We start from the raw sequence: 26175 nt of genomic DNA on the forward strand, positions 1-26175 counted from the left end.
GCGGGGCAACCGGCTTGGGGGGCCATCGGATTGACGTGAAGGTCGCCCGGCAAGATGCTGATACCATTCGATATACCCGACGACCGACCGGTGCTGATCGCAGGCCCCACCGGCAGCGGCAAGTCGTCGCTCGCGCTCGCCTTGGCCGAGGCGCGGGGCGGCACGGTCGTCAATGCCGACGCGATGCAGGTCTTCGCCGACTGGCGCGTCCTGTCGGCCCGGCCCGCGCCCGAGGAGACCGCGCGCGCGCCCCACGCGCTCTATGGCCATGTCGGCTGGACGACGGCCTACAACGCGGGCGACTGGCTGCGCGACGTGACCTCCCTGATCGGGCCGGGGTCGGTGATCGTGGGCGGCACGGGCCTCTATTTCCGGGCGCTGACCGAAGGTCTGGCCGACATCCCGGCGACACCGCCCGCGATCCGCGCCGAGGCCGAGGCGCGGTTGGAGGCGATCGGGCTGGAGGCGCTGGCGGCGGAGCTGGACCCCGAGACGCGGGCGGGGATCGACGCGGCCAACCCGAAACGCGTGACGCGCGCATGGGAGGTTGCGCGCGCCACGGGACGGTCGATCCGGGACTGGCAGGCCGACACGCCGCCGCCCCGCCTGCCGCTCGATGCCTGCACGCCGTTGGTGCTCGACGCACCGAAGGATTGGCTGACGCCCCGGCTGGAGCGACGCTTCGACGCGATGCTGGCGGGCGGCGCGCTGGACGAGGTGCGTGCCATCCTGCCCCGCTGGGACCCGACGCTCAACGCCGCGCAAGCCATCGGCGCGCCCGAGCTCGTGGCGTATCTGCAGGGTGAGATCACGCTCGCGGCGGCTCGCGACCGCGCCGTCATCGCCACCCGCCGCTACGCCAAGCGCCAGCGGACATGGTTCCGCGCCCGCATGGCCGGCTGGACCCGGATCGACGCGACCGGGCTTTGACAGACCGGCCCGCGGCGTGGTCCCCTGCCCGCGATGTCGCTCATACGCCTCTTCGAATCTCGCGACCTGACCGAGGCCGAACGCCTCGCGGGGCTGTCGCTCGAAACCGTGTCGCCGCTCGCCCGCCATGGCCGGTGGCGGCGCGAGACGCCTCATGCCGAGGCCCTGCCCGTCCTGATCTGGATCGCGCGGGGTCATGGCCGGATCACCATCGACGCCCGCGCCCACGGCCTCGTCGCCCACACCGCGATCGCGCTTCCGGCGGGCACGCCCTTCGCACTTCAGCCCGGCCAGACGACCGAGGGCGTGCTGATGCGCGTTCCCGAACTCTTCGAGGCGCCCATGCCCGCGAGCCCGCGCCTTCTGCGCCTCGTGGATGCGGGCACCCAGACCGAACTTACGGGCCTATTGGATCACCTTGCGCGGCCCGGCGATTTGGCCGTGCCGGCCGATGGACGCGCAGCCCTTGGGCGGCTCGTGCTCGTCTCGGCGCTGCTGGAGCGCGAGGCCACACGCCACGCCCCGCAGAAGACGAGCGCGGGCACCCGGCTCGCGGCCGCCTTCGCTCGCGCCGTCGAGCGGGATCTCGGGCAATCGAATGTCGAGGCGCTGGCCGCCTCGCTCGGTGTCACGCCCACCCATCTGACGCGCACCGTCAAGGCCGCCTGCGGCATGACCGCGGCGCAATACGCGGGCGAACGCGTGATGCACGAGGCGCGCCGGCGCCTCGTGGATACCGACGCGCCCGCCGCCAACATCGCCGCCGAGCTGGGGTTCGGGTCACCCGCCTACTTCAGCCGGGCCTTCCGGCGCGTCGCCGGCCAGACGCCATCGACCTTTCGTGCGGCGGCGCGGCGAACGCAGCGCGGCTGAGCGATGCCGCAATGCGGCAATCGCGAGAGCAGGAAAACGACGCCAACTGCCGTTCACAATGTCGCTTTTGAACCCTGTCAAGTCGATAAGCCCCGTTGACCGTGGGGGGCGAGTCGTCCCCTATGGGGTCCATCGCGCGGCCTGGACCGGGTTTGCGCAGCCGATCCGCGGAAGACGGATCGGACACGAATAACAGGGAGACGACACACATGACGAAGCACGACACCAAGATGGTGGACGGCATTCACCCCGGCGCCAAGATGTTCGCCGAGGAGCACAAGCGCGGCCTGATGGACCGTCGCGAATTCCTGACCCGCGCAACCGCGCTCGGCGTCTCGATCCCCGCGGCCTACGCCATGATCGGCGCCACGCCCGCCCGCGCCGAAGCCCACGCCCAGCAGGGCGGCACGCTGCGGATGCAGATGGAGGTCCGCGCGCTCAAGGATCCGCGCACCTTCGACTGGACGCAGATGACCTACGTCGCGGCCGGCTGGCTCGAGAGCCTCGTGGAGTACAACTCCGACGGCACGTTCCGCGGCATGCTCCTCGAGAGCTGGGAGACGAATGACGACGCCACGCAGTACACGCTCAAGGTTCGTCCCGGCGTGACCTGGAACAACGGCGACGCCTTCACGGCCGAGCACGTGGCCTTCAACTTCCGCCGCTGGGCCGAGGCCGATGCCGAGGGCAACTCGATGGCCGCCCGCGTCACCTCCATCGTCGATCCCGACACCAACATGGCCGCCGAGGGCGCCATCGAGGTCATCGACGATCTGACGCTGGTGCTGAACCTCAATGCGCCCGACATCACGCTGATTCCGGGCATCGCCGACTATCCGGCGCATGTCCTGCATCCCGATCAGGACGCGTCCGACCTGCTGGGCAACCAGCTCGGCACGGGCCCCTATCTCAACGAGACGCATGAAGTGGGCGTCCGTTCGGTTCTGGTCCGCAACGAGGATCACAACTGGTGGGGCTACGACGCCGGCTGGGGCGCGCATCTCGACCGGATCGAATATATCGACTACGGCACCGACCCCTCCGCGTGGCTTGCCGCCGCCGAATCCGAGGAGATCGACACGATCTACGAGAATGTCGGCGAGTACGTCGACATCTTCGACGGCATCGGCTGGGGCAAGTCCGAGGTCACGACCGGCTCGACCATCGTGATCCGTCCCAACCAGGACGCCGAGGTCAACGGCCAGAAGCCCTATGCCGACAAGCGCGTGCGCCAGGCCCTCGCGATGGCCTGCGACAACAACGTGCTGCTCGAACTGGGCTATGCCGGTCAGGGCACGCCCGCCGACAACTGCCACGTGGGCCCGGTGCACCCAGAATACGACCCGTCGGTCACGCGCATCCCGCATGATCCCGCAGGCGCTAAGGCCCTGATGGAAGAAGCGGGCTTCGGCGATTTCGAGCACGAGCTGTTCTCGATCGACGACGACTGGCGCCGCAACACCACCGACGCCGTCGCGGCCCAGCTGCGCGACGCCGGTATCCCGGTGAAGCGGACGATCCTGCCCGGCTCGACCTTCTGGAACGACTGGACGAAGTACTCCTTCTCCTCGACCAACTGGAACCACCGCCCGCTGGGCACGCAGGTTCTGGGTCTCGCCTACAAGTCGGGCGTCGCCTGGAACGAGTTCGCGTTCTCGAACGCTGAGTTCGACGCCCTGCTGGCCGAAGCCAACGCCATCGCGGATGCCGATGCGCGCCGCGAGGTGATGAGCAAGATCCAGGCCATCGTCATCGACGAGGGCGTCACGATCCAGCCCTACTGGCGCTCGCTCTACCGTCACACGACGGACGGGTTCGTGGGTCTCGATATGCACATCGCGTATCTGCCCCAGCTCTATAAGTGGGGCGTCGCCGCCTGATCACACGACCGGGGCCGCACCGATGGTGCGGCCCCGCTCTTTTGGACGAGGGGCCCACAGAAGGCTCCCGCGACGAATAATACGACCAACCGGGGGACCCTATGGGCCTGTTCATCCTGCGCCGCGTCGGAGTCATGCTCCTGACCGCGCTCTGCCTGACATTCGTGGTCTTCCTGCTGACCAATCTCGAGCCCAATCTCGAGAAGCTGGCCAAGAACCAGGCCAACAACCGCATGACGGACGAACAGGTCGAATCCTGGCTCGGCAATCGCGGCTATCTCGATGCCACCCCGATCAAATACGCACGCTGGCTGGGCCTCGCCCCCGCCTACACGCGCGAGGAAGGCGGCGAAGTCGTCTATTCCCGCTGCGCCCGGCCCGGCGTCGCCGCCGACGAGGCCCCGGCCTTCTGCGGCATCCTGCAAGGCAACTGGGGCTTCTCGACCGTCTTCAAGGCCGACGTGCTCGACATCCTCGCGGAACGCGGCGGCCAGACGGCCAAGCTGATGTTCTTTGTGATGCTAGTGATGGTGCCCGGCGCCCTGATCCTCGGGGTGCTGGCGGGCATGAAGGAAGGCTCGAAGCTCGACCGCTCGCTCTCGACCGTCTCCATCGCCACGACCGCCACGCCCGAATACGTCTCCGGGGTCATCTTCATCGCGGTCTTCGCATCGTCTGCCGTCGGGCTGAGGTGGTTCAAGGGCACCGCGACCTCGGCGATGGAGGACATCACCTTCGCCAACTTCACCCTGCCGGTGCTGACCATTGCGCTCTACGGGATGGGCTACATCGCACGCATGACGCGCGCCTCGATGACCGAGGTGATGACCGCGCAATACATCCGCACCGCGCGTCTGAAGGGGGTCGGCTTCGGCCAGATCGTCATGAAGCACGCGCTCCGCAACGCGCTGATCGCGCCCTTCACGGTCATCATGCTCCAGTTCCCGTGGCTTCTGAACGGCGTCGTCATCGTCGAGACCCTGTTCAACTTCAAGGGCTTCGGCTGGACGCTGGTGCAGGCCGCCGGCAACAACGACATCGACCTGCTTCTGGGCGTGTCGATCATTTCCGTCATCGTGGTTCTCGTCACGCAGCTGATCTCGGATATCGGCTACGTCTTCCTGAACCCCCGCATCCGCATCGCCTGAGGAGAGACGTATGGAACCCCTCACCTGGACAGGCAGCCTCGGCGACGTGCTCGACCCGATCCTCGCCATCTCCGTCATCGCGCTCCTGGTGACGAGTGTGCTCGCCATCGTCACGAGCTTCTTCGTCACCGCCGACCGTGTCGTCATCAACCCCGACGGCACCGCCGCCATGGCCGAGGGCTTTCCGGGCCTGATCGGGCGGGCGCAGACCTACGCGCTCTGGGCGACGCTCGCGACGGTGGTCGCCTATATCGTCGCCGGCGTAGTCGTCGGCCACGAGGGCGCGGGCATCTTCGGCGGCATGTCGCGGGCTTTCACGCCCGTCTGGATCTCGCTCGTCGTGCTCTTCACCGCGAGCTTCGCCTTCAAGCGCAAGCTCGGCCTCTACGGCAAGCTCTTCGACTCCACCATCGGCATGATCGGCTTCGCGCTGGTGATGTTCTGGGTCTTCACCGCCTTCTACGCGGGCGTCATGGACATGATCTTCACCCACGACCCGCTGAGCCAGGTCTCGGGCATGAAGAACGAAGTCCCCGGCACGCCCCTGAACGGGGCCGAGGCGGGCGATTATCCGTTCTACCTTCTGGGTGGCGACAACCTCGCGCGCGACGTCTTCAGCCGCATGGTCCTCGGCTCGACCATCGTGATGCAGATCGCCCCGCTAGCGACGCTCTTCGCCTTCATGGTCGGCATCACGCTGGGCCTGCCGGCCGGGTATTACGGCGGCAAGCTCGACACCGTGCTCAGCTTCCTGGCCAACCTGATCCTCGCCTTTCCGGTGATCCTGCTCTTCTACCTTCTGGTGACCCCCGAGATCGTGGCGACGGGTCTGCCCAACTACATGGCGGCGGTGCTCTTCCTCTTCCCGCTGGCCTTCGTGGCAGTGCTCCTCAACTCGCGCTACCGGACGCAGCCCGCCACGCGGAACCTCTATGTCGGCATTGCGGGCGTGGTGGGGCTGCTGCTCTACTTCTCGCTCATCTCGGACCAGAGCTCGCCCATAGGTCTCTTCCGCGCATGGCCCGGCTTCCTCGACCTCTTCGACATTCCGGGCCAAGTTCTGATCGTCTTCGTTTCGGTCGTCTTCGTGAACTCACCCACCGTATTCCGCATCGTCCGGGGCCTCACCCTCGACATCAAGACGCGCGACTACGTGGCCGCCGGCCAGACCCGCGGCGAGACGCCGTGGTACATCATGCTGTGGGAGATCCTGCCCAACGCGCGCGGCCCGCTGATCGTCGATTTCTGCCTCAGGATCGGCTACACCACGATCCTTCTGGGCACGCTTGGCTTCTTCGGCCTCGGCCTGCCGCCGGAATCGCCCGACTGGGGCTCGACCATCAACGAGGGCCGCAAGCTCCTGTCGGTCTATCCCCACGCCGCGATCGTTCCCGCCCTCGCCCTCCTGTCGCTCGTCCTCGGCCTGAACCTTCTGGCCGACGGTCTGCGCGAAGAGAGCCTGCGGGACTGATACCACCGGCCCAAACCTTTTTCGGGGGGCCGGGGGTATCGCACCCGGCGCGCTCAACCAGAGAGAACGCACAGACATGAAGCAGAGCCCCGACCACACCGGACCCATCCTCGAGATCGACAAGCTTTCGATCTCCTTCTTCACCCGCCTGCGCGAGATCCCGGCGGTGATGGACTTCTCCGTCGACGTGGCCCCCGGCGAGGCCGTGGGCCTTGTCGGCGAGTCCGGTTGCGGCAAGTCGACCGTGGCGCTGGGCGTGATGCAGGACCTCGGCAAGAACGGTCGCGTCGTCGGCGGGTCGATCAAGTTCAAGGGCCGCGATCTGGGCGAGATGTCCGAAGAAGAACTGCGCGACATTCGCGGCAACGAGATCGCGATGATCTACCAGGAGCCGATGGCCTCGCTGAACCCGGCGATGCGGATCGGAAAGCAGCTCATGGAGGTGCCGATCCTGCATGACGACGCCTCCGAGAAGGACGCCTATGACCTCGCGCTTCAGGTCGTCACCGACGTGAAATTGCCGGACCCGGCGCGCATCCTCGACAGCTATCCGCACCAGCTTTCCGGCGGCCAGCAGCAGCGGATCGTCATCGCCATGGCGCTGATGTCGAAGCCCGCCCTCCTCATCCTCGACGAGCCGACGACCGCGCTCGACGTGACGGTCGAGGCGGGCATCGTCCAGCTCGTGAAGGAGCTGGGCACCAAGTACGGCACCTCGATGCTGTTCATCTCGCACAATCTCGGGCTGGTCCTCGAGACCTGCGACCGCGTCTGCGTGATGTATTCCGGCGAGGCGGTCGAGGACGGGCGCATCGCCGAAGTCTTCGACAATATGCAGCACCCCTACACGCAGGCGTTGTTCCGCTCGATCCCACTGCCCGGTGCCAACAAGAACGCGCGCCCGCTGGTGGCCATTCCGGGCAACTTCCCCCTGCCCCACGAACGTCCGCCCGGCTGCAATTTCGGCCCGCGCTGCGACTATTTCGAAGCGGGCCGCTGCGATCAGGGCACGATCCCGATGCGCGACGCGGGCCCCGGCCACCACTCGCGCTGCGTCAAGTTCGAGGAGATCGACTGGAACGCGCCCATCGCGGCGGCCATCGAGACCAAGTCGCGCGAAATCGGCGCACCGGTCCTCAAGGTCGAGAACCTCAAGAAATACTACGAGGTCGCGGCAAACGCCCTCTTCGGCGGGGGCGAGGAGCGGGTGGTCAAGGCCAACGAGACCCTCGATTTCGAAGCGCGCGAATCCGAGACGCTCGCCATCGTCGGTGAATCCGGCTGCGGCAAGTCCACGCTGGCCAAGGTCCTGATGGGCCTCGAGACGGCGACCGACGGCACGATCACCATGGGCAATGCCGAGATCCAGTCGACCCCGATCGAGAACCGCTCAACCAAGCAGGTCGCGGACATCCAGATGGTGTTCCAGAACCCGTTTGACACGCTCAACCCGTCGATGACCGTCGGGCGCCAGATCATCCGGGCGCTCGAAGTGTTCGACTACGGCACGAACGATGCCGAGCGGCGCGAGCGGATGCTCAAGCTACTCGATCTGGTGAAGCTGCCGCGCGAGTTCGCGGACCGGATGCCCCGCCAGCTTTCGGGCGGCCAGAAGCAGCGGGTCGGCATCGCGCGCGCCTTCGCGGGCGACGCGCGGATCGTGGTCGCGGACGAGCCGGTCTCGGCGCTCGACGTGTCGGTGCAGGCCGCCGTGACGGACCTGCTGATGGAGATTCAGCGCGAGCACAAGACGACGCTCCTCTTCATCTCCCACGACCTCTCGATCGTCCGCTATCTCAGCGACCGCGTCATGGTCATGTATCTGGGCCACGTGGTCGAGCTGGGCACGACCGACCAGGTCTTCGCCCCGCCCTATCACCCCTATACCGAGGCGCTGCTCTCGGCCGTGCCCATCGCCGACACCAAGGTGAAGAAGAAGCACATCGTCCTCGAAGGCGATATCCCGTCTGCGATGAACCCGCCGCCCGGCTGTCCCTTCCAGACGCGCTGCCGCTGGAAGTCGGAGGTCCCCGGTGGCCTGTGCGAGAAAGAGGTGCCGCCGATGCGGACCCTCACCGGTGGGCATCAGGTCAAATGCCACCTCGCCGATGACAAGCTCGCCGCGATGGAGCCCGTGATCCAGGTCGACGCCGCCGCCGAATGAACCCTTGGCCCGCTCGGCGCGTTCGTTTCGCGAACCAACCGAAGAGGCGACGATGTCGGATTACAGCTGGGCCATCCCTGTCATGCGCGCGGGCTACGCGGGCCGCGGCGTCACCTACCTGGCCGTCGCGGGCCTGTCGCTCTGGGCGCTGTTCCAGGGCGGCCAGGCGCAGGGCACCGAGGCCGCGCTGGCCAATCTCTCCGACAGCGGATGGGGCGTCGCCGTGCTCTGGCTCATCGCGATCGGCCTCTTCGCCTACGCGATCTGGCGCGGCATCGACGCGGCCGAGGACCTCGAGGATTACGGCACCGACGGCGAAGGCATGATCGCGCGTGCGGGCATGGTCGTCACCGGCCTGATCCACGGTGCGCTGGGCGCGGTGGCCCTGTCGCTGGCGCTGGGGGGCGGCGGCGGATCGGGTGGCGAGGGCGGCGAAGGCGGCGTGTCGTCGATCACGGGCCGGGTGCTGGACTGGCCCGGCGGCCAGTGGATCGTCGGGTTCGCCGCGATCTGCACCATCGGCGCGGGCATTTACTATGTCGTGAAGGGATGGAAGGCCAAGTATCGCGACAAGCTGATGGCCAACCATTTCACCCGCAACTGGGACTGGGCGCTGCGCGCGGGCGTGATCGCGCAGGGCGCGCTGGTCGGGATCATCGGCGTGTTCCTCCTCGCCGCCGCATGGCGCGGCTCCGAGCAGGCGGCCGGCGGCGTCGGCGCGGCCTTCGACTGGGTCGCAGGCCTTCCGGGCGGCAGCATCTTGATCGTGATCCTCTGCCTCGGCCTCTTGGGCTTCGCGTTCTTCTGCTTCGTGAACGCCGCCTACCGGATCGTCCCCAAGGTCTCGGGCGGCGAGCTGACCTCGCTGAAGGACAAGCTGAAGTCGATGGCATAAAAAGTCGGGGCGCCTTAGTTGGCGCCCCGACCCCCAGGCAACTGGCGTCAAGTCGCAGGTTACTTTCTGTTGGGTCGTTGAGTGAGCGCCGAAGCAGCTGCCGTTTTGGCTGCCTTGGTGGACCTAGGGTTTCTAAGTACCTTTGCAGCAGCAGAAGCTGCCTTCGCGCTCGTCACTTCACTGTTCTTCTTTCGTGCCATAGTTATCACCTCCTTTCGAGGTTACTCACAGGTAAATGAAACTGTGAGCATTCGATCCCCACCCTGTGAAGGTCGGGAACATCGCCGGCACGCTATTGCTTGCTAACTCGAAGGTCGCCTAAGCGTCCTACATCGACCGCGAGGTCGCTAGCTTCTCCTGCGCGTGCCGTTAACACATGCAGGAAAGCGGGGACGCAGCGTTGGCGCGCGGCGTCCCCACTCCAAATCTCCTTAGCTACAACCCGACGTCCCCCCGCAGGTGTTGCACTTCATGCAGGTCCCGTTGCGGACCAGCGTGTAGTTGCCGCATTCGCCGCAGGCTTCGCCCTCGTAGCCCTGCATCTTCGCCTTGGTGCGGGCGTCCATGCCGGTGGCCAGCGCGACGGTCGCCGTCTCGGTGACGGCGGCTTCGAACACGGCCTGCCCGCCATCCGAGAAGCCAGTCGAGGCGATCTCGGCGGCGACGCGGTCGGCCCCTTCGCGCAAGGCGACGAGATCCGAGGGCAGACGCTTGCGCAGGTAGCCCGTCGAGGCGACCGACTTGAACATCTCGAGCGATTTCTGCGCCGCCGTCTCGCCCAGCTTGCCGAGGTTGCCGTCCTCGGACTGCGCGGCCTCCGCCTCGCCGATGCTGTCGAAGGTCTGGCCCTGCGGCTTGACGTGAGCGAGATCCTCGCGATCGAGATAGCTGACGGCCAACTCGCGGAAGATGTAGTCGAGCACGCTGGTCGCGTTCTTGATCGAGTCGTTGCCCTGGACCATGCCCGCAGGCTCGAACTTGGTGAACGTGAAGGCGTCCACGAACTCCTCGAGCGGCACGCCGTATTGCAGACCCACCGACACCGCGATGGCGAAGTTGTTCATCATCGCACGGAAGCCGGCCCCTTCCTTGTGCATATCGATGAAGATCTCGCCGAGATTGCCGTCCTTGTACTCGCCGGTCCGCAGATAGACCTTGTGACCGCCGACGACCGCCTTCTGGGTGTAGCCCTTGCGGCGCTCGGGGAGCTTTTCGCGCTGAGCCTTGAGGTACTCCTTGACGACGACCTTCTCGATCACCTTCTCGGCGAGCACCATCGCCTTGTCGTGCGGCGTGCCGCTCTCGAGGATCTCGGCGGCCTCGTCGTCATCCTCGACCAGCGACGCGGCCAGCGGCTGCGACAGCTTCGAGCCGTCGCGGTAGAGCGCGTTGGCCTTGACCCCGAGGGACCACGACAGCTCGTAGGCCTTCTGGCAATCCTCGATGGTCGCGTCGTTGGGCATGTTGATCGTCTTCGAGATCGCGCCCGAGATGAAAGACTGCGCGGCGGCCATCATGGTGATGTGGCTGTCGACGCTGAGGAAGCGCTTGCCCTTCTTGCCGCACGGGTTGGCGCAGTCGAAGACGGTCAGGTGCTCGTCCTTCAGGCCCGGCGCGCCTTCCAGCGTCATCGTCCCGCAGACATGGTCGTTCGCCACCTCGATCTCGGCCTTGGAGAAGCCCAGGTGCCGCAGGAGGTCGAAGGTCGGATCGTTGAGCTTGGCGGCCGGGATGCCGAGGGTCTGGGTGCAGAATTCCTCGCCCAGCGTGTAGTGGTTGAAGACGAAGCGGATGTCGAAGGCCGAGGGCAGCGCGGCCTCGATCTTCTTGATTTCGGCCTGGCCGAAGCCGTGCCCGATCAGCGAGGTGTGGTTGATCCCCGGGGCCTGCCCCAGCGATCCGTGGCCCACGGCATAGGCGGTGATCTCGGCGATCTGCGCCTCGCCGTAGCCGAGCTTGCGGAGCGCGCCCGGCACCGACTGGTTGATGATCTTGAAGTAGCCGCCGCCGGCCAGCTTCTTGAACTTCACCAGCGCGAAGTCCGGCTCGATCCCCGTCGTGTCGCAGTCCATCACGAGGCCGATCGTGCCCGTGGGCGCGATGACGGTCGACTGCGCGTTGCGGAAGCCGTGCTTCTCACCCAGCGAGACGACATCGTCCCAGACTGCCGAGGCGAGCTCGGTCAGGCGGGCGTCGGGGCAGCCGTCGATATCGAGGGCCACCGGCTTGACGGCCAGCTTCTCGTAACCGCTCGTCAGGCCCTTGGCGGCGATGGCGTGGTTGCGCATCACGCGAAGCATGTGGTCCGCATTCTTGCCGTAGCCCGGGAACGCGCCCAGCTCGCCCGCCATCTCGGCCGAGGTCGCGTAGGACACGCCGGTCATCACCGCCGTCAGCGCGCCGCAGAGCGCGCGGCCCTCGCGGCTGTCGTAGCCAAGCCCCATGTTCATCAGGAGGCCGCCGATATTGGCATAGCCGAGGCCCAGCGTGCGGAAGTCGTAGGACCGCTGCGCGATCTCCTTCGAGGGGAACTGCGCCATCGCGACGCTGATCTCGAGCGTAATCGTCCAGAGCCGCGAGGCGTGCATGTAGAGCTCGTGGTCGAAGCTGCCGTCCGCCTTGAGGAACTTTAGCAGGTTCATCGAGGCGAGGTTGCAGGCGGTATCGTCGAGGAACATGTACTCCGAGCATGGGTTCGAGCCGCGGATCGGGCCGTCCTCGGGGCAGGTGTGCCAGTCGTTGACCGTGTCGTGGAACTGGATGCCGGGATCGGCGCAGGCCCAGGCGGCGTGGCCGACCTTCTCCCAGAGCTCGCGGGCCTTGACGGTCTTCGCGACGCCGCCGGTCCGGTTCACCAGCTCCCAGTCGGCGTCCTTCTCGACGGCGTGGAGGAACGCGTTGGTGACGCGCACGGAGTTGTTGGAATTCTGGCCCGCGACGGTGTTGTAGGCCTCGCTGTCCCAGTCGGTGTCGTAGGTGGGGAACTCGATGCTGTCATAGCCCTGGCGCGCGTATTGCAGCACGCGCAGGATATACGCTTCGGGGATCATGTGCTTCTTGGCCGCGCGGATGACGCCCTTGAGGGTGTCGTTGACCGCCGGGTCGCAGGCATCGTCGAGGCTGCCGTCCCAGGCGCGCACGGCTTCCATGACCTTGGTGAGCTGGGCTTGGTGCGCCTTGGAGCCGGCGACGATGGCCGCGACCTTCTGCTCTTCGATCACCTTCCAGTCGATGAACGCCTCGATATCGGGGTGGTCCATGTCGACGATGACCATCTTGGCCGCGCGCCGGGTGGTACCGCCCGACTTGATGGCGCCCGCCGCGCGATCACCAATCTTCAGGAAGCCCATCAGGCCCGACGACTTGCCGCCGCCCGACAGGGGCTCACCCTCGCCGCGCAGGTGGCTGAAGTTCGTGCCCGTGCCCGAGCCGTACTTGAAGAGCCGCGCCTCGCGCACCCAGAGGTCCATGATGCCGCCGTCGTTCACGAGGTCGTCCGAGACCGACTGGATGAAGCAGGCATGGGGCTGCGGGTGCTCATAGGAGGACTTCGAGCGGGTCAGCTTGCCGGTCGCGGGATCGACATAATGGTGGCCCTGCGCGGGGCCGTCGATGCCATAGGCCCAGTGAAGGCCCGTGTTGAACCATTGCGGCGAGTTCGGCGCGCCCATCTGGCGGGCCAGCATCACGCGCATCTCGTCGAAATAGGTCCGCGCATCATCTTCGGTGGTGAAATAGCCGCCCTTCCAGCCCCAGTAGGCCCAGGCGCCTGCAAGCCGGTCGAACACCTGCTTCGAGGAGGTCTCGCCGCCGAAGCGCTCGTCCTCGGGCAGATCGGCCAGCGCCGCTTCGTCGGGGACCGAGCGCCAGAGGAATTCGGGCACGTCCTTCTCGCGCACGGTCTTCAGGCGCGCGGGCACGCCAGCCTTGCGGAAGTACTTCTGGGCGATGACGTCGGACGCGACCTGGCTCCAGCCCTCGGGGATCTCGACGGCATCGAGCTTGAAGACGGTCGTCCCATCGGGATTGCGAATCTCCGATGTGGTCGTCGTGAAGGCCAGTGCCGCGTAGGCATCCTGTCCCGCTTCCGTCAGTTTCCGCTCCAGCCGCATCTCGTGATCCCTTCCCAAAACTCGTTGTCTGCCTGACCGGATTGCAGCCCGGCCGATTCCCGTCATTCCTTGGGGTCCGTCCCGTCCGTCCGACCACACCGAGCGACCTGCGGGTCCATGCCCGCAAGGGCGTTCGGTCTGTCGGAGGCGGCTGCCCGGTCCCCTGCGCGGGGCCACTACATATGGTGGCACCTCTGCGCGTCCATACCAATACTCGCGTCTTTTCCGTCCGGTCAATTCGACAACAGGGGATAAATCCGAAAGAAATTTCTTGACCGGTCTCGGCCCCGCACGACTCAGTTTGCGCCGGCCGTCAGCCCCTCGGCGGACCCTTTTCGGACAGGGGTTTGGGAGGGGGATTTCACGTCATTCGGGGGCGCGCACGGGCCGTGGCACGGAGGACACGATGCGCTGCATACAGGTCTGTCCACAGGTTCTTCAGGAGGTGTTCCGGACGGTCGCCCGAGAATCGGGCGGCGGGCGAACGGAGCGGGTCGAGTGGTCCCGCGATGCGACGCGCACGTCACGACGAACGGCGCCCGGACCCTGCGCGGGATCCGTCTTCACGTGGTCGGGGCGAGAGGATTCGAACCTCCGACCCCCTGTACCCAAAACAGGTGCGCTACCAGGCTGCGCCACACCCCGCCCACGGGCCGCGCAGTAGCAGGGCGCGCGGATGGGCGAAAGCCCCGCTGCACGCAAGCGCGCGTGTCATTCCTCGCAGGGCCAGGCCGCGCCGTCCTGCGGCATCACGGGCGAGCGCAGCTCGTCGCCGGCAGCGATCCCCAGGGTGGCCGCCATGCCGGCATTCAGCTCCAGCACACCGCGCGTGGGCGCGCCCGAGCGGATCACCGTCTCGTCCAAGGGCACGGCGTCGGCATGGACCTTCACGACGCGGCCCGCCTCGTCGACGAAGATCATGTCGAGCGGGATAAGCGTGTTGCGCATCCAGAAGCCGACCTCGCGGGTCTGCGGATAGACGAAGAGCATCCCCGACATGCGGGCCATCTCCTCGCGGAACATCAGGCCGCGCGCCTGGTCCTCGGGCGTCAGCGCCAGTTCGACGGAGAAGCGCACGGTCCCGAATTCGCCGCGGATGTCGACGCGGTCCGGGCGGCACTCGGCCGCGGCGGTCCCGGCCCAGAGGCAGAGCGCCGCGGCAGCGATCAGGCGATGAAAAATTCCCAACGGCGCACCTCGACGGCCAGACGTCCCCGCGCGCCGTCCATGACGCGGATGCAGATTGCCTCGCCCATCTGGAGATCCGCAAGGCCGAAGCGACGCAGCACCTCGATATGGACAAAGACGTCGTCCTCCTGGCCGAAGACGTTCGCGAAGCCGAAGCCCTTGCCCTTGTCGAACCATTTCACGCGCGCCGGCTGATACGGCAGGTCGTCGGGGATCTCGCGCAGGTATTCGGGCGAGTCGGGTCCGGTCTCGGGCGCCGTCAGCGACAGGATCTCGGTGACCTGGAGGCCCCGATCGCCTGCCTGGTGCCGGAAGGTGATCAGGCTGCCATCGGCGACCGAGCTCTGGCCGAAGGCGCGCAGCACGTTGGCATGGAGCAGCACATCACGCTCGAGCTCCTCGGAGACCACGAAGCCGAATCCCCGCACGGGGTCGAACCATTTAACGGAACCTTGATGCGCCACGGCAGTCTCGTCACTCGGCGGCTTTATCTCGTCATGGGCTGTCACGGGGGTCCTGCGGTCACGCTGTACATATCGGTTTAGTGCAAAAAACTAGCTTTTGCCCGGAAACAAGCCGGTGGAAACACGTTGCGCGAGGATTGGCCAGATGACCGCGCGTCACCGGCGTCGGCCCGCGCATTACGCTAGGTCAACTTGCACAATTCGGAGCATGGCCCGAAAAACGCCACATTGTCAAAGCCCTGTCACGCGCCGCAATTCCGGACAGCGCCCGCGCGCCTCGAAATACGGCGATTTTCGTCAGGGATTCAGTCGAACCACGTTCCATTCAGCGGATTCGGAATTGGCTCGCGTCCAACGGAAGCGGTCATGCAGGCGGAACGCGCCATCCGCCCAGAACTCGATTTCGACAGGACGAATGCGAAAACCGCCCCAATGGGGCGGACGGGCGGGATTTGTCCCCTTCGTCGCGGTGACGCGGGCGACCTCGGCCATCAGTGCGCCCCGGCTCTCCAACGGGCGGGATTGCGCCGAGGCCCAGGCCCCGAGCCGCGATTTCAGGCTGCGCGAGGCGTAATAGGCATCGGCCTGGGCCTCCTCCACCCGCTCGACCGGTCCGCGCACACGGATCTGCCGATGGAGACTCTTGTGGTGCATCACAAAGGCGGCCTTGGGCGTAGCGGCCAGCTCCTGCCCCTTCACGCCGTCGAAATTGGTGTAGAAGACGAAGGCGTCGGCCTCGATTTCCTTGAGAAGCACCATCCGCACGTTGGGCAACCCGTTCGCGTCCACGGTGGCCAGCGCGACTGCGTTGGGGTCGTTCGGCTCGGAGACCTCGGCCTCGGCCAGCCAGCTGCGCGCCAGCGCAAAGGGGTCGTCGCCCGCGAAGATGCCGTCCCTGTCGCCCATGCCCGAGCCCTCCCGTGCGCTTGCCGCATATCGGGCAATCGCCTAAAGCCAATGCCAGCACAAGGCGGAGGGCAAGATGTCGGGGATCATGGCAGGCAAGCGGGGGCTCATCATGGGGCTCGCCAATGACAAGTCCATCGCCTGGGGCATCGCACAGGCTTGCGCCGCACAAGGGGCAGAGCTGGCCTTTTCCTACCAGGGCGAGGCGTTGAAGAAGCGGGTCGGTCCGTTGGCCGAAAAGGTCGGCTCTGACATCGTGATCCCCTGCGACGTGGCCGAGGGTGCGTCGATCGACGCCATGTTCGACGAGTTGAAGACCCATTGGGACCGGCTCGACTTCGTGGTCCACGCCATCGGGTTCTCCGACAAGAACGAGCTGCGCGGGCGCTATCTCGATACCTCGCTCGACAACTTCCTGATGACGATGAACATCTCGGTCTATTCCTTCACGGCCGTCATGCAGCGCGCCGAGACGATGATGACCGAAGGCGGCAGCGCCCTGACGCTGACCTATTACGGCGCCGAGAAGGTCATGCCGCATTACAACGTCATGGGCCTCGCCAAGGCCGCGCTGGAATCCTCGGTGCAATACCTCGCCGAAGACCTCGGCCGCGACGGCATCCGCGTGAACGCCATCTCGGCGGGCACGATCAAGACGCTGGCGGCCTCCGGCATCGGCGATTTCCGCTACATCCTGAAGTGGAACGAGAACAACGCGCCGCTGCGCCGCACGGTCACCATCGAGGAGGTGGGCGCCTCGGCGATGTACCTCCTGTCGGACCTGTCCTCGGCGGTCACGGGCACGATCCACCATGTCGACAGCGGCTACCATGTGGTCGGCATGAAGAACCCCGAGGCGCCCGACATGACGCTGGAGAAGAAGGACGGCTGAGGGCGTGGAGACCCTGACCCTCGCCCAGATCGGCGCATTCAACGCGGCCCTCCTGATCGCCGTGCTGGGACCCGGCCCCGCCTTTCTCGTGGCGGTGCAGGCCAGCCTCACGGGCGGGCGCGCGGCGGGGATCGTCACCGGCGCGGGGCTGGCGCTGATGGCCGCGCTCTGGACGTTGGCCGCCCTTCTGGGCCTCGAGGCGCTGTTCGAGCTTTTCCCCTACGCCTACACCGCGCTCCGTATCGGCGGCGCGCTTCTGGTGCTGGTCATCGCGGTACAGGTCTGGCGCGGGGCGCGGCGACCCATCGAGACGGCGACGCCGCCCTCGACGCGGCGGGCCTTCGCGCGGGGCTTCTTTCTGAACCTCGGGAACCCGAAGTCGATCATCTTCTCGGCGGGCGTTCTTCTGGTGATCTTCCCGCCGGACCTGCGCGCCGCCGAGATTGCCTTCATCACGCTCAACCATTTCGTCCTCGAACTCGTGGCCTATGCCGGTGTGGCCACGCTTCTGGCGCGCGATGGCGTCCGGGCGCGCTACCTCGCAGCGAAACCCCTCATCACGCGGGCGATGGCGCTGGTCCTCGGCGGGCTGGGTCTTCGGCTTCTGGTGACGACGTGACGCTCCTTGCCTTCGCCACGGTCGCCTTCGTGCACCTTCTGGCGGCGATCTCGCCGGGGCCCTCCTTCGTGCTGTCGATCAGGACGGCGGCCGCCGAAGGCTTCGCGCCGGCCTTTGGCCTTGCCGTGGGGTTCGGGATCGGGGCGGCGATCTGGGCGGCACTGGCACTTGTGGGGCTCTCGGTCCTCTTCGAACTGGTCCCCGTCCTCTTCACCGTGCTGCGGATCGGCGGCGCGCTGTTCCTCATCGCGCTGGCCGTATTGATGTGGCGGCACGCGGCCGATCCGATACCGCAGGCGGGCGAGATCGCGCCCCGGTCGATGCGCGCCGCAATCCGGCTGGGCGTTGTGACGATGTTCGCCAACCCCAAGCCCGCGATCTTCTTCGGCGCCGTCTTTCTCGGCTTCGTGCCTGCCGAGACCTCGTGGCTGGCCAAGGCGATCATCGTCTTCAACATCTTCTGGGTCGAGGCGGCGTGGTACATCCTCGTCGCGCGCGCCTTCTCGCTGCCGCGGGCCCGCGCCGCCTATATCCGCTTCAAGACCGTCCTCGACCGCAGCCTCGGCGCCGTGCTCGGCGCGCTCGGCATCCGCCTGATCGCGTCCTGACGACGCCCCACCGCCCGCTCTAGGAGATCCCGATGGCCGACACCCTGCCCCATGAAAAAGGCTTCCACATCAGCTGGGACCAGATCCACCGCGACAGCCGCGCGCTGGCCTGGCGCCTCGACGGCAAGGGCCCCGACGACGGCCATTGGCGCGCCATCGTCGCGATCACGCGCGGCGGCATGGCACCCGCGATGATCGTCGCCCGCGAGCTGGACATCCGCCTCGTCGACACGATCTCGATCAAGTCCTACGACCACCAGTCGCAGGGCGAGGCGCAGGTCCTCTCGAAGCCCGATGACGAGATGGTGGGCGACGGCACGGGCGTCCTCGTGGTCGACGACCTCGTGGATTCGGGCAAGACGCTGGAAGTGGTCCGCGCGCTCTATCCCAAGGCGCATTTCGCCACGGTCTATGCCAAGCCCAAGGGCGAGCCGATGGTCGATACCTTCATCACCGGCGTCAGCCAGGACACCTGGATCTTCTTCCCGTGGGACATGGCGCTGCAATACGTGCAGCCCTATCGCGGCACCGACTGAGGCGCTCGCCGCGTCAGACGCAAGCGGATGCCATCGCGCGATCGCACGGTCAGATGCGCGACCGGGACGGGCGGCGGGCCGACCGCCTCGAGCCGAAACGCCCCGGCCAGACGCGCCAGAAGCAGAACGCCCTCGGCCATCGCGAAGCCCGCGCCGGTGCAGACCCGCGGCCCCGCGCTGAACGGCATATAGGCCCGCCGCGACGCCTCGGTCGTCTCGTCGCGGCCCCATCGGTCGGGGTCGAAGGCGTCCGCGTTGGACCAGAGGCGGGTGTGACGATGCAGATGCCACGGCGACAGCACGACCTGCGCGCCCACGGGCGCACCGCGGCCCCGGAACGTCTCGGGGCGCGTCGTCTCGCGCACCATCATCGGGACCGGCGGGTAGAGGCGCAGCACCTCGCGGAAGACGTCCCGCGTGAAGGGAAGACGCGACAGGTCGGCGAGGTTGAACGCGGCCCAGTCGCGATCGGCCTCGACCGCGACCCTGGTCTGGGCGGAGGGATGCGTGGCCAGGAGGTAGAGACCCCAAGCCAGCGCCGAGGCGCTCGTCTCGTGGCCCGCCAGAAAGAAGATCGCGACCTGATCGACCATCTCCTCGGGCGAGAAGCGATGGCCCGTATCGGGGTCCGGACAGGTCATGATCTTCGTCGCGAGATCGTCCGGCGCGGTCCCGGCCGCGATCTCCGCCGCGCGCCGCGCGACCAGTGCCGCGATCGCGCCCCGGATCGACGCGGCCGCCCGGCGCGTGGCGCGCTTGTGCAGCCGCGGCACCCAACGCGGAAGCGGGACAAGCGCCGCGACGTTCAAGAGGGGCTGCGTGCGTTGGTAGGCCCGAAACTCGTGGAAGACCTGGGCGGCCAGGCGATCCTCGATCGGGACCGAGAACAGCGTGCGGAAGATCACGTCGGCCGCCGCGTAGGAGGCGAGCTCCTCCACCTCCACCTCGCCTTCGGGCGCGCGTGCGATCATCGCATCCGCCGCCGCCAGCATCGCCTGGAAGGCGTCCCGAAGGCGGCCGCGGCCGAAGGCCGGATCGATGATGCGCCGCTGTCGCTTCCACTCCTCGCCGTTCGTTACAAAGACCGACCGCCCCAGCAGCGGGGCCAGCCCCTCGCGCACACGGTCGGATTTGGGGAAATCGTCGGGCCGCTCTTTCAGAACGAGATCAATCAGTTCCGGGTCGTTCATCATGTAGCTTCTGAAGAACGGCGTGCGGAACTCGGCCATCCACGCGCCGTAGAGCCGGGCGGGCTGGGCGCTGAGGATGTCCTGACGAAAGGCCCGCGCGTAGCCCAGAAGGCCGATCCGTCCGGGACGTGACGCGGGCTTGGGCGGGATCACGCGGCCATCGCGGTGAAGCGGTTGACCGCCGCGGTCAGGCGCGAGGGGCTGGGCGCGCGCCCGGCAAAACGCGCATCCAACGTCATGGGGCCGGCCGTAATGCGGAAATAGTCGTAATCGCCCGGCCGATCGAAGGCGCAGAGATACTGGAAATGCAGCCGGAAATAGCGCCGCTTCAAGGCTTTCCAGCGCTCGGGGCTCAGCGTCTGGGTGAAGGCGGCAGAAATCACCATCGGCCAGCGCTGCACCGCCGGGGCGACGCCCGACACCGCCACGGGATCGCAGAGCGCGAACGCGCAGCCGTCGCCTGGCGCGGTCACGTCGACCCAAGGGATCAGGTCCTGCCCGCCCATCAGGTTCAGGTCGGCGCGCAGCCGGTGCGCGTCCGGCAGGAAGCTGACCATGGGCACGACCTGTCCGAGGCTGAGAAACGCAACCCGGTCCTTCGGCACGCGGCCCGCGCGGATCAGGTCGGCCAGGACCGAGACGGCCAGATGCGCGCCCGAGGAATGGCCGACCACGAGCACTTCGTCGACATCGCTCGCGGCGGCAGCGGCAATGGTCTCGCCGAAGGCGGCCATCCGCGCCTCCAGCTCGGGCGGGTTGGCGCCGCGCAAGCGGGCCGAAAACGCGTAGTCATGCATCAGGTAGTATGCGAAGACCTTTGCATCCCGCGCCTTGAACCATCGCAGGAGCGCGATGCCGACCCCGATGCCGACGAGCCCGGCGACGATCGCAACGGTCGTCGGAAACCCTGGCAGGACCGGCGCCAAGGCCGCCGTGAGCCCCCATGCGGCAAGCGCGCCCAGAAGCACGGCCGCGACCAGTTGCACCAAGAGAAATACCACCGGGTAGAGCGCCGCGATCACAGGCCCCTGCCGCAGCCGCATCAGCCGGAAGAGCGCGCCGGATCCGATATAGGTCCAGGCCGTTCGGGCCAGCTGGGCATAGGTGGCGGGAATGGAATTCGACATGCTGTCCGAGACGATATCCGACCAGACCAGCACCTCGATCCCAGTCTCGACCGTGACGCCGTCCATCCGGGCGGAGACGTCCCAGGAATAGGGCCCGTCGCCCTTCGCCTGCGACAGCTCGTAGCCCGAGATCGCGGCCTGCGCGGCCCCCTCCTTTCGGTAGAGCTCGCGGTAGCGGCGGGGGTGGAACGGGTCGAAGCCGGGAATATAGAGGACGCGGCGGCGTCGGACGGTCTGGGTCATGGCGGGCTCGGGCTTGCCGGGGTCGCGCGGAGCATGGCAGATGTCCGCGGCGAAAATAAGGAGCACGCGGTGCCCGACCTCGAGATCGACGCCCTCGGCCTGCTCTGTCCCCTGCCTGTCCTGCGGCTGCGCAAGCGGATGCAGCCGCTGGCGTCCGGCGCGGTGATCCTGCTCCACGCCGACGATCCGGCAGCGCATGTTGACGTGCCGCATTTCTGCGCCGAGGCCGGACACGCCTTCCTCGGGGTCGAAGGGCACGCGTTCACCATTCGTAAAGGTTAACGCGCGCCATCGATGTTCCCGAAATATGCCGGGGTCCGGGGCAGCGCCCCGGCGCCCTCATTCGGCGGCCTGCGCCAGGGTCGGCCCCCCCGCGCGGATGCTGGACAGAAGCTCTTCGCGCCGCTTGGCCGCGCGCTGCTCGGCGGCCGCCTTGACCGGGCCGAAGCCGCGGATCTGCAGGGGCAGTTCGGCCAGCGCCGTGATCGCGTCGCGTGTATTCGACCCGAGCAGCGGCAGCACCTCGTCCATGTCGCGCTCGTATTGCGCGATAAGCGCGCGCTCCATCCGGCGCTCGGCGGTGTAGCCGAAGACGTCGAGCGGCGTGCCGCGCAGCCGCTTCATGCGGGCCAGCCACGGATAGGCGGCCTCGATCCACGCCCCGAAGGCGCGCTTCTTCGGGCGGCCGTCCGGCCCCTCGCCCGTCAGCATCGGCGGCGCGAGGTGATAGGTCAGCTTCAGGTCGCCCTCGAAGGCCTCGGCCGCCTTCTCGCGGGTCGAGCGCAGAAGCCGCGCGACCTCGTATTCGTCCTTGTAGGTCAGGAGCTTGTGATAGCCCTTCGCCACCGCCTCGCGCAGCGCGGGATCGGCAACTGCGTCGAGGCGCTTGGTATAGCGCTTGGCGTAGCGGGCGGATTGATAGGCCTTCAGATGCTCCACGCGGGCGGCGATGCGCGCCTCGGGCGTCTCGGGCAATGCGATGACGTTCGGCGCAAGAAGATCCGCCGCCGCATCGGGGTTGAGGACGGCCCAGCGGCCCAGCTCGAACGCCTGCTGGTTCTTCTCGACGGCCGCCTTGTTCAGCTCGACGGCCTTCAGGATCGCCTCGCGCGTCAGGGGCACCATCCCCTGCTGCCACGCCGCGCCGAGGATCATCATGTTGGAAAAGATCGTATCGCCCAGCGTGGCGGCGGCCAGCGCACTGGCGTCGAACATCGTCAACCGGTCGCGCAGCCGCGCCTTGAGCGACAACGCAAGCTGATCGGCGGGCAGCTTGAAATCGGCATTGCCGGTGAAGTCGCCGGTGACGATCTCGTGGCTGTTGACGACCGCGCCCGTGCGCCCGGTGCTCGTGAGCGCCAGTGTCTTGGCGCCCGCGCTGACGACGAGGTCGCCACCGATCAGCGCATCGGCCTCGCCCAGCGCGACGCGGATCGCGCTGATGCCGTCGGGCGTCTCGGCCAGCCGGCAGTGGAGCGCGACCGCCCCGCCCTTCTGCGCCAGGCCCGCCATCTCCATCAGGCCCGCGCCCTTGCCGTCGAGATGCGCGGCCATCGCCATGACGGCGCCGATGGTCATGACACCCGTGCCGCCGACGCCGGTGATGACGGTGTTCCAGGTGCCGTCGATCGCGGGCAGCGCGGGTTCAGGCATGTCGCCGGTGTCGACCGCGACCGTCGCCGCCTTCCGCGGCGTCCCCCCCTCGACCGAGACGAAGCTGGGGCAGAAGCCTTTGACGCAGCTGTAATCCTTGTTGCAGGACGACTGGTCGATGGCGCGCTTGGTGCCGAACTCGGTCTCGACCGGCACGATCGAGACGCAGTTCGACTGGACGCCGCAATCGCCGCAGCCCTCGCAGACATCGGTGTTGATGAAGATGCGGCGGTCGGGATCGGGGAAGAGGCCGCGCTTGCGCCGGCGGCGCTTCTCGGCCGCGCAGGTCTGAATGTAGAGGATCGCCGAGACGCCCTCGACCTCCCTCATGCGGTTCTGGACGTTCATCATCTCGTCGCGCTCGTGCCAGTCGAGGCCCGAGGGGAACTTCGATTTGTCGACGTCCTCCTTCTCGTCATAGACGACCGCGATCTCCTTGACGCCCATGGCCTGAAGCTCGCGCGCGATCTGCTCGGGGGCGAGGTCGCCCTCGTTATGCTGGCCGCCGGTCATGGCGACCGCGTCGTTGTAGAGAATCTTGTAGGTGATGTTCGTCTTCGCGGCCAAGGCAGCGCGGATGGCCAGAATGCCCGAGTGGTTGTAGGTCCCCTCGCCCAGATTCTGGAACACGTGGCGGCGCTTGGAGAACTGGCTCTCGCCGACCCAGTTGACGCCCTCGGCGCCCATATGGGTGTAGCCCTCGGTCGAGCGGTCCATCCAGAGCGCCATGACGTGACAGCCGATGCCCGCGCCCGCGCGCGAGCCTTCGGGCACCTTGGTCGAGGTGTTGTGCGGGCAGCCTGAGCAGAACCACGGCGTGCGGCTTGCGATCTCGGGGGCGTTGTCGGCGCGCTTGGCCTCGGCGATGCGGTCGAGCCCGGCCTGCATCCTGTCGGTGCATCGATCCTCTTCCTTCAGGACGCGACCCAGGCGTTCTGCGATGTCGGTCGGGTCGAGCGCGAAGGCCTGCTTGAAGAGGCGGTTGCCCGCGCCGTCCTTATAGCCGTAGACCCGACGGCCCATCCGGTCGTCGAAGATCGCCTCCTTGACCTGGACCTCCAGGAGCTTGCGCTTCTCCTCGACGCAGACGATCAGGTCCAGCCCTTCGGCCCAGTCGTGCAGGCCCTTCATGTCCATCGGCCAGATCTGCCCGACCTTGTAGGTCGTGATCCCCAGACGCTCGCATTCGGCGCCGTCGAGACCCAGTAGGTTCATCGCGTGGACGAGGTCGAGCCAGTTCTTGCCGTGGCTGACGAAGCCGATCTTGGCGCCGGGCTTTCCGTGCATCCGCTTATCGATCTTGTTTGCGTGGCTGAACGCCTCGGCGGCCCAGCGCTTGTGGCCGAGCAGGCGCTCCTCCTGCGGGATCCAGTGGTCGTTGAGCCGGATATTCAGCCCGTCCTCGGGCAGCGGGTAATCCGGCGTCACGAAGGACATGCGGTCGGGGCGGCCATCGACGACGCTGGTCACCTCGACCGTGTCCTTGATGGTCTTCAGCCCAACCCAGACGCCGGCATAGCGGCTGAGCGCCCAGCCATAGGTGCCGTAGTCGAGGATCTCCTGCACGCCGGCGGGCGACATGACCGGCATGTGCACGTCAATCAGCGCCCAGTCGGACTGGTGGCAGGTGGTCGAGGATTCGCCCGTGTGGTCGTCGCCCATCGCCATGAGGACGCCGCCATGCTTCGACGTCCCGGCCATGTTGACGTGGCGCATCGCATCGCCCGAGCGGTCCACGCCCGGCCCCTTGCCGTACCAGAGGCCGAAGACGCCGTCGTATTTCCCCTCGCCCCGCAGCTCCGCCTGCTGCGAGCCCCAGAGCGCGGTGACGGCGAGGTCCTCGTTCATGCCCGGCTGAAAGGTGATGTCGTTCTCGGTGAGGACCTTCTGCGCCTTGGCCATGTTCAGGTCGACACCGCCCAGCGGCGAGCCGCGGTAGCCGGTGCAATATCCCGCGGTGTTCAATCCCGCGTCACGGTCCCGCTGCTTCTGCATCAACATCAGGCGAACCAGCGCCTGCGTGCCGTTCAACAGCACTTCGTCCTTGTCGAGATCGTAGCGATCGGAGAGCGAAACGTCGTGGCGCATGGAATGATCCTCCCGCCCCCTTTATAGGTCAAAGATGCTGACCCATAAAGGGGCATCTTCGTCACACCACCTTACCATTGGCGCGGTATCGTGCGAAGCACGCGTCACAGGACATACGAGGCACTCCGATGGACTGGGACAAGCTGCGAATCTTTCACGCCGTCGCCGATGCGGGGTCGCTGACCCATGCCGGCGAGGTGCTGCACCTGTCGCAATCGGCGGTGTCGCGTCAGATCCGCGCGCTGGAGGAATCGCTGACGACGACACTGTTCCACCGGCACGCGCGCGGCCTGATCCTGACCGAACAGGGCGAGCTTCTGTTCGATGCCACGCAGCACATGACCAAGCGGCTCGATGCCGCCGCCGCGCGCATCCGCGACAGCGAGGAGGAGGTGTTCGGGAACCTGCGCGTCACGACCACGATCGGCTTCGGCTCGATCTGGCTGGCGCCGCGCCTTCCCAAGCTCTACGCCAAGTATCCCGATCTGAACCTCGACCTGATGCTGGAAGAGCGGGTGCTCGACCTGCCCATGCGCGAGGCCGATGTCGCGATCCGCATGAAGGAGCCGAGCCAGGCCGATCTGGTGCGCAAGCGCCTGATGGACATCCGGATGCAGCTCTTCGCGACGCCCGCCTATATCGAGAGCTGCGGGATGCCCGACAGCCTGCACGACCTGAGCAAACACCGCCTGATCTGCCAGTCGACCGACGCCACGCAGGTCAGCGCCGGGGCCACGCTGGTGCGCGAGATCATGTCCTACGAGATCGGGCGCACGATGACGGTGAACAACTATTTCGGCGTCCTGCAGGGCGTGCTGAGCGACCTCGGCATCGGCGTGCTGCCCGACTACCTCAGCCAAGACTTCCCGCAACTCGTGCGCGTTCTGCCGACGGTCGAGTCGAACGAGGTTCCGGTGTTCCTCGCCTTCCCCGAGGAGCTTCGCGGTTCGCGGCGGATCGAGGCGTTTCGGGATTTCGTCGTCGACGAGGTGGTGGCCTACCGGAAGGCCCGCCAGAGCAGCGCCGCAAGCTAGCCATGCGCCCGGTGCATAGCCGGGTTGCACCGCTCGGTTCAGTTTCCGCCTTGCCCGAAAGCAGGACGCACCATATTTCGGCAGATGAAGAACGGCCCCGTGCCGACTTCACCTCCCTGTTGGACTTGGCCGGGCCTTTGGCTCGGCCTTTTTT

Annotated in this window: 20 protein-coding genes and 1 tRNA gene; 13 read left to right on the plus strand and 8 right to left on the minus strand. The window is 67.0% G+C overall.

Annotation, left to right across the window (positions count from 1 at the left end):
• The first annotated feature begins 54 nt into the window (after nt 1-54).
• From miaA to Q0833_RS08740, 7 genes are all read left to right on the plus strand, one after another.
• Nucleotides 55-930 (plus strand): tRNA (adenosine(37)-N6)-dimethylallyltransferase MiaA, encoded by an 876-nt coding sequence (gene miaA / locus Q0833_RS08710; protein WP_298432721.1) that lies wholly within the window; start codon nt 55-57, stop codon nt 928-930.
• Nucleotides 931-963: 33 nt separating this feature from the next.
• Nucleotides 964-1803, plus strand: a complete 840-nt coding sequence (locus tag Q0833_RS08715) for an AraC family transcriptional regulator (RefSeq protein ID WP_298432724.1) — start codon at nt 964-966, stop codon at nt 1801-1803.
• A 209-nt stretch (nt 1804-2012) separates the two neighbouring features.
• The gene (locus Q0833_RS08720) at nt 2013-3683 is read left to right on the plus strand and encodes an ABC transporter substrate-binding protein (RefSeq protein ID WP_298432727.1); all 1671 of its coding nucleotides are present in this window, start codon (nt 2013-2015) and stop codon (nt 3681-3683) included.
• 101 nt (nt 3684-3784) lie between these two features.
• Nucleotides 3785-4831 (plus strand): ABC transporter permease, encoded by a 1047-nt coding sequence (locus Q0833_RS08725; RefSeq protein ID WP_298432730.1) that lies wholly within the window; start codon nt 3785-3787, stop codon nt 4829-4831.
• Between the two features lie 10 nt (nt 4832-4841).
• The gene (locus tag Q0833_RS08730) at nt 4842-6302 is read left to right on the plus strand and encodes an ABC transporter permease (protein WP_298432733.1); all 1461 of its coding nucleotides are present in this window, start codon (nt 4842-4844) and stop codon (nt 6300-6302) included.
• 76 nt (nt 6303-6378) lie between these two features.
• A complete protein-coding gene (locus Q0833_RS08735; RefSeq protein ID WP_298432736.1) occupies nt 6379-8466 on the plus strand; it encodes an ABC transporter ATP-binding protein in 2088 nt (695 codons plus the stop codon).
• 52 nt (nt 8467-8518) lie between these two features.
• Nucleotides 8519-9361, plus strand: a complete 843-nt coding sequence (locus tag Q0833_RS08740) for a DUF1206 domain-containing protein (protein WP_298432739.1) — start codon at nt 8519-8521, stop codon at nt 9359-9361.
• 431 nt (nt 9362-9792) lie between these two features.
• Here the strand turns inward: Q0833_RS08740 and Q0833_RS08745 are convergent, their stop codons facing one another.
• The 5 genes from Q0833_RS08745 to pdxH form a co-directional block, all read right to left on the minus strand.
• On the minus strand, nt 9793-13473 hold the full coding sequence (locus Q0833_RS08745; protein ID WP_298432742.1) for a vitamin B12-dependent ribonucleotide reductase: 3681 nt from the start codon (nt 13471-13473) through the stop codon (nt 9793-9795).
• A gap of 568 nt (nt 13474-14041) precedes the next feature.
• Nucleotides 14042-14118, minus strand: a tRNA-Pro gene (locus tag Q0833_RS08750).
• 66 nt (nt 14119-14184) lie between these two features.
• On the minus strand, nt 14185-14661 hold the full coding sequence (locus Q0833_RS08755) for a DUF192 domain-containing protein (protein ID WP_298432745.1): 477 nt from the start codon (nt 14659-14661) through the stop codon (nt 14185-14187).
• Nucleotides 14640-15125, minus strand: a complete 486-nt coding sequence (locus tag Q0833_RS08760; RefSeq protein ID WP_298432748.1) for a cold-shock protein — start codon at nt 15123-15125, stop codon at nt 14640-14642. Before Q0833_RS08760 ends, Q0833_RS08755 begins: the two co-directional genes overlap by 22 nt.
• 297 nt (nt 15126-15422) lie before the next feature.
• Nucleotides 15423-16031, minus strand: coding sequence for a pyridoxamine 5'-phosphate oxidase (pdxH, locus tag Q0833_RS08765; RefSeq protein ID WP_298432750.1), 609 nt, complete (start codon nt 16029-16031; stop codon nt 15423-15425).
• Nucleotides 16032-16107: 76 nt separating this feature from the next.
• Here pdxH and fabI point away from each other — a divergent pair, with 76 nt between their 5' ends.
• From fabI to gpt, 4 genes are read left to right on the plus strand one after another with little or no spacing between them, the layout of a single operon-like run.
• Nucleotides 16108-16923, plus strand: coding sequence for an enoyl-ACP reductase FabI (gene fabI / locus Q0833_RS08770; protein ID WP_298432753.1), 816 nt, complete (start codon nt 16108-16110; stop codon nt 16921-16923).
• Between the two features lie 4 nt (nt 16924-16927).
• Nucleotides 16928-17542 (plus strand): LysE family transporter, encoded by a 615-nt coding sequence (locus Q0833_RS08775; RefSeq protein WP_298432756.1) that lies wholly within the window; start codon nt 16928-16930, stop codon nt 17540-17542.
• Nucleotides 17539-18150 (plus strand): LysE family transporter, encoded by a 612-nt coding sequence (locus Q0833_RS08780; protein ID WP_298432759.1) that lies wholly within the window; start codon nt 17539-17541, stop codon nt 18148-18150. The genes Q0833_RS08775 and Q0833_RS08780 overlap by 4 nt, the downstream gene beginning before the upstream one ends.
• A 32-nt stretch (nt 18151-18182) precedes the next feature.
• A complete protein-coding gene (gpt, locus tag Q0833_RS08785) occupies nt 18183-18686 on the plus strand; it encodes a xanthine phosphoribosyltransferase (RefSeq protein ID WP_298432762.1) in 504 nt (167 codons plus the stop codon).
• On the opposite strand, the gene Q0833_RS08790 is transcribed toward gpt, so the two are convergent.
• Together Q0833_RS08790 and Q0833_RS08795 are read right to left on the minus strand one after the other, a co-directional pair.
• The gene (locus Q0833_RS08790; RefSeq protein WP_298432765.1) at nt 18668-20029 is read right to left on the minus strand and encodes a cytochrome P450; all 1362 of its coding nucleotides are present in this window, start codon (nt 20027-20029) and stop codon (nt 18668-18670) included. The genes gpt and Q0833_RS08790 overlap by 19 nt on opposite strands.
• Nucleotides 20026-21246: a hypothetical protein gene (locus Q0833_RS08795; RefSeq protein WP_298432769.1), complete on the minus strand. Its 1221-nt coding sequence runs from the start codon at nt 21244-21246 to the stop codon at nt 20026-20028. The genes Q0833_RS08790 and Q0833_RS08795 overlap by 4 nt, the downstream gene beginning before the upstream one ends.
• 33 nt (nt 21247-21279) lie before the next feature.
• On the opposite strand from Q0833_RS08795, the gene Q0833_RS08800 reads away from it, so the two are divergent.
• The gene (locus tag Q0833_RS08800; protein WP_298432772.1) at nt 21280-21528 is read left to right on the plus strand and encodes a sulfurtransferase TusA family protein; all 249 of its coding nucleotides are present in this window, start codon (nt 21280-21282) and stop codon (nt 21526-21528) included.
• A 57-nt stretch (nt 21529-21585) separates the two neighbouring features.
• Here the strand turns inward: Q0833_RS08800 and Q0833_RS08805 are convergent, their stop codons facing one another.
• On the minus strand, nt 21586-24987 hold the full coding sequence (locus tag Q0833_RS08805; RefSeq protein WP_298432775.1) for an indolepyruvate ferredoxin oxidoreductase family protein: 3402 nt from the start codon (nt 24985-24987) through the stop codon (nt 21586-21588).
• A gap of 128 nt (nt 24988-25115) precedes the next feature.
• On the opposite strand from Q0833_RS08805, the gene Q0833_RS08810 reads away from it, so the two are divergent.
• The gene (locus tag Q0833_RS08810; RefSeq protein ID WP_298432778.1) at nt 25116-26021 is read left to right on the plus strand and encodes a LysR family transcriptional regulator; all 906 of its coding nucleotides are present in this window, start codon (nt 25116-25118) and stop codon (nt 26019-26021) included.
• The last annotated feature ends 154 nt before the right edge of the window (nt 26022-26175 follow it).

Origin of the sequence: uncultured Jannaschia sp., from assembly GCF_947503795.1 — a bacterium.
Classification (GTDB): Bacteria; Pseudomonadota; Alphaproteobacteria; order Rhodobacterales; family Rhodobacteraceae; genus Jannaschia.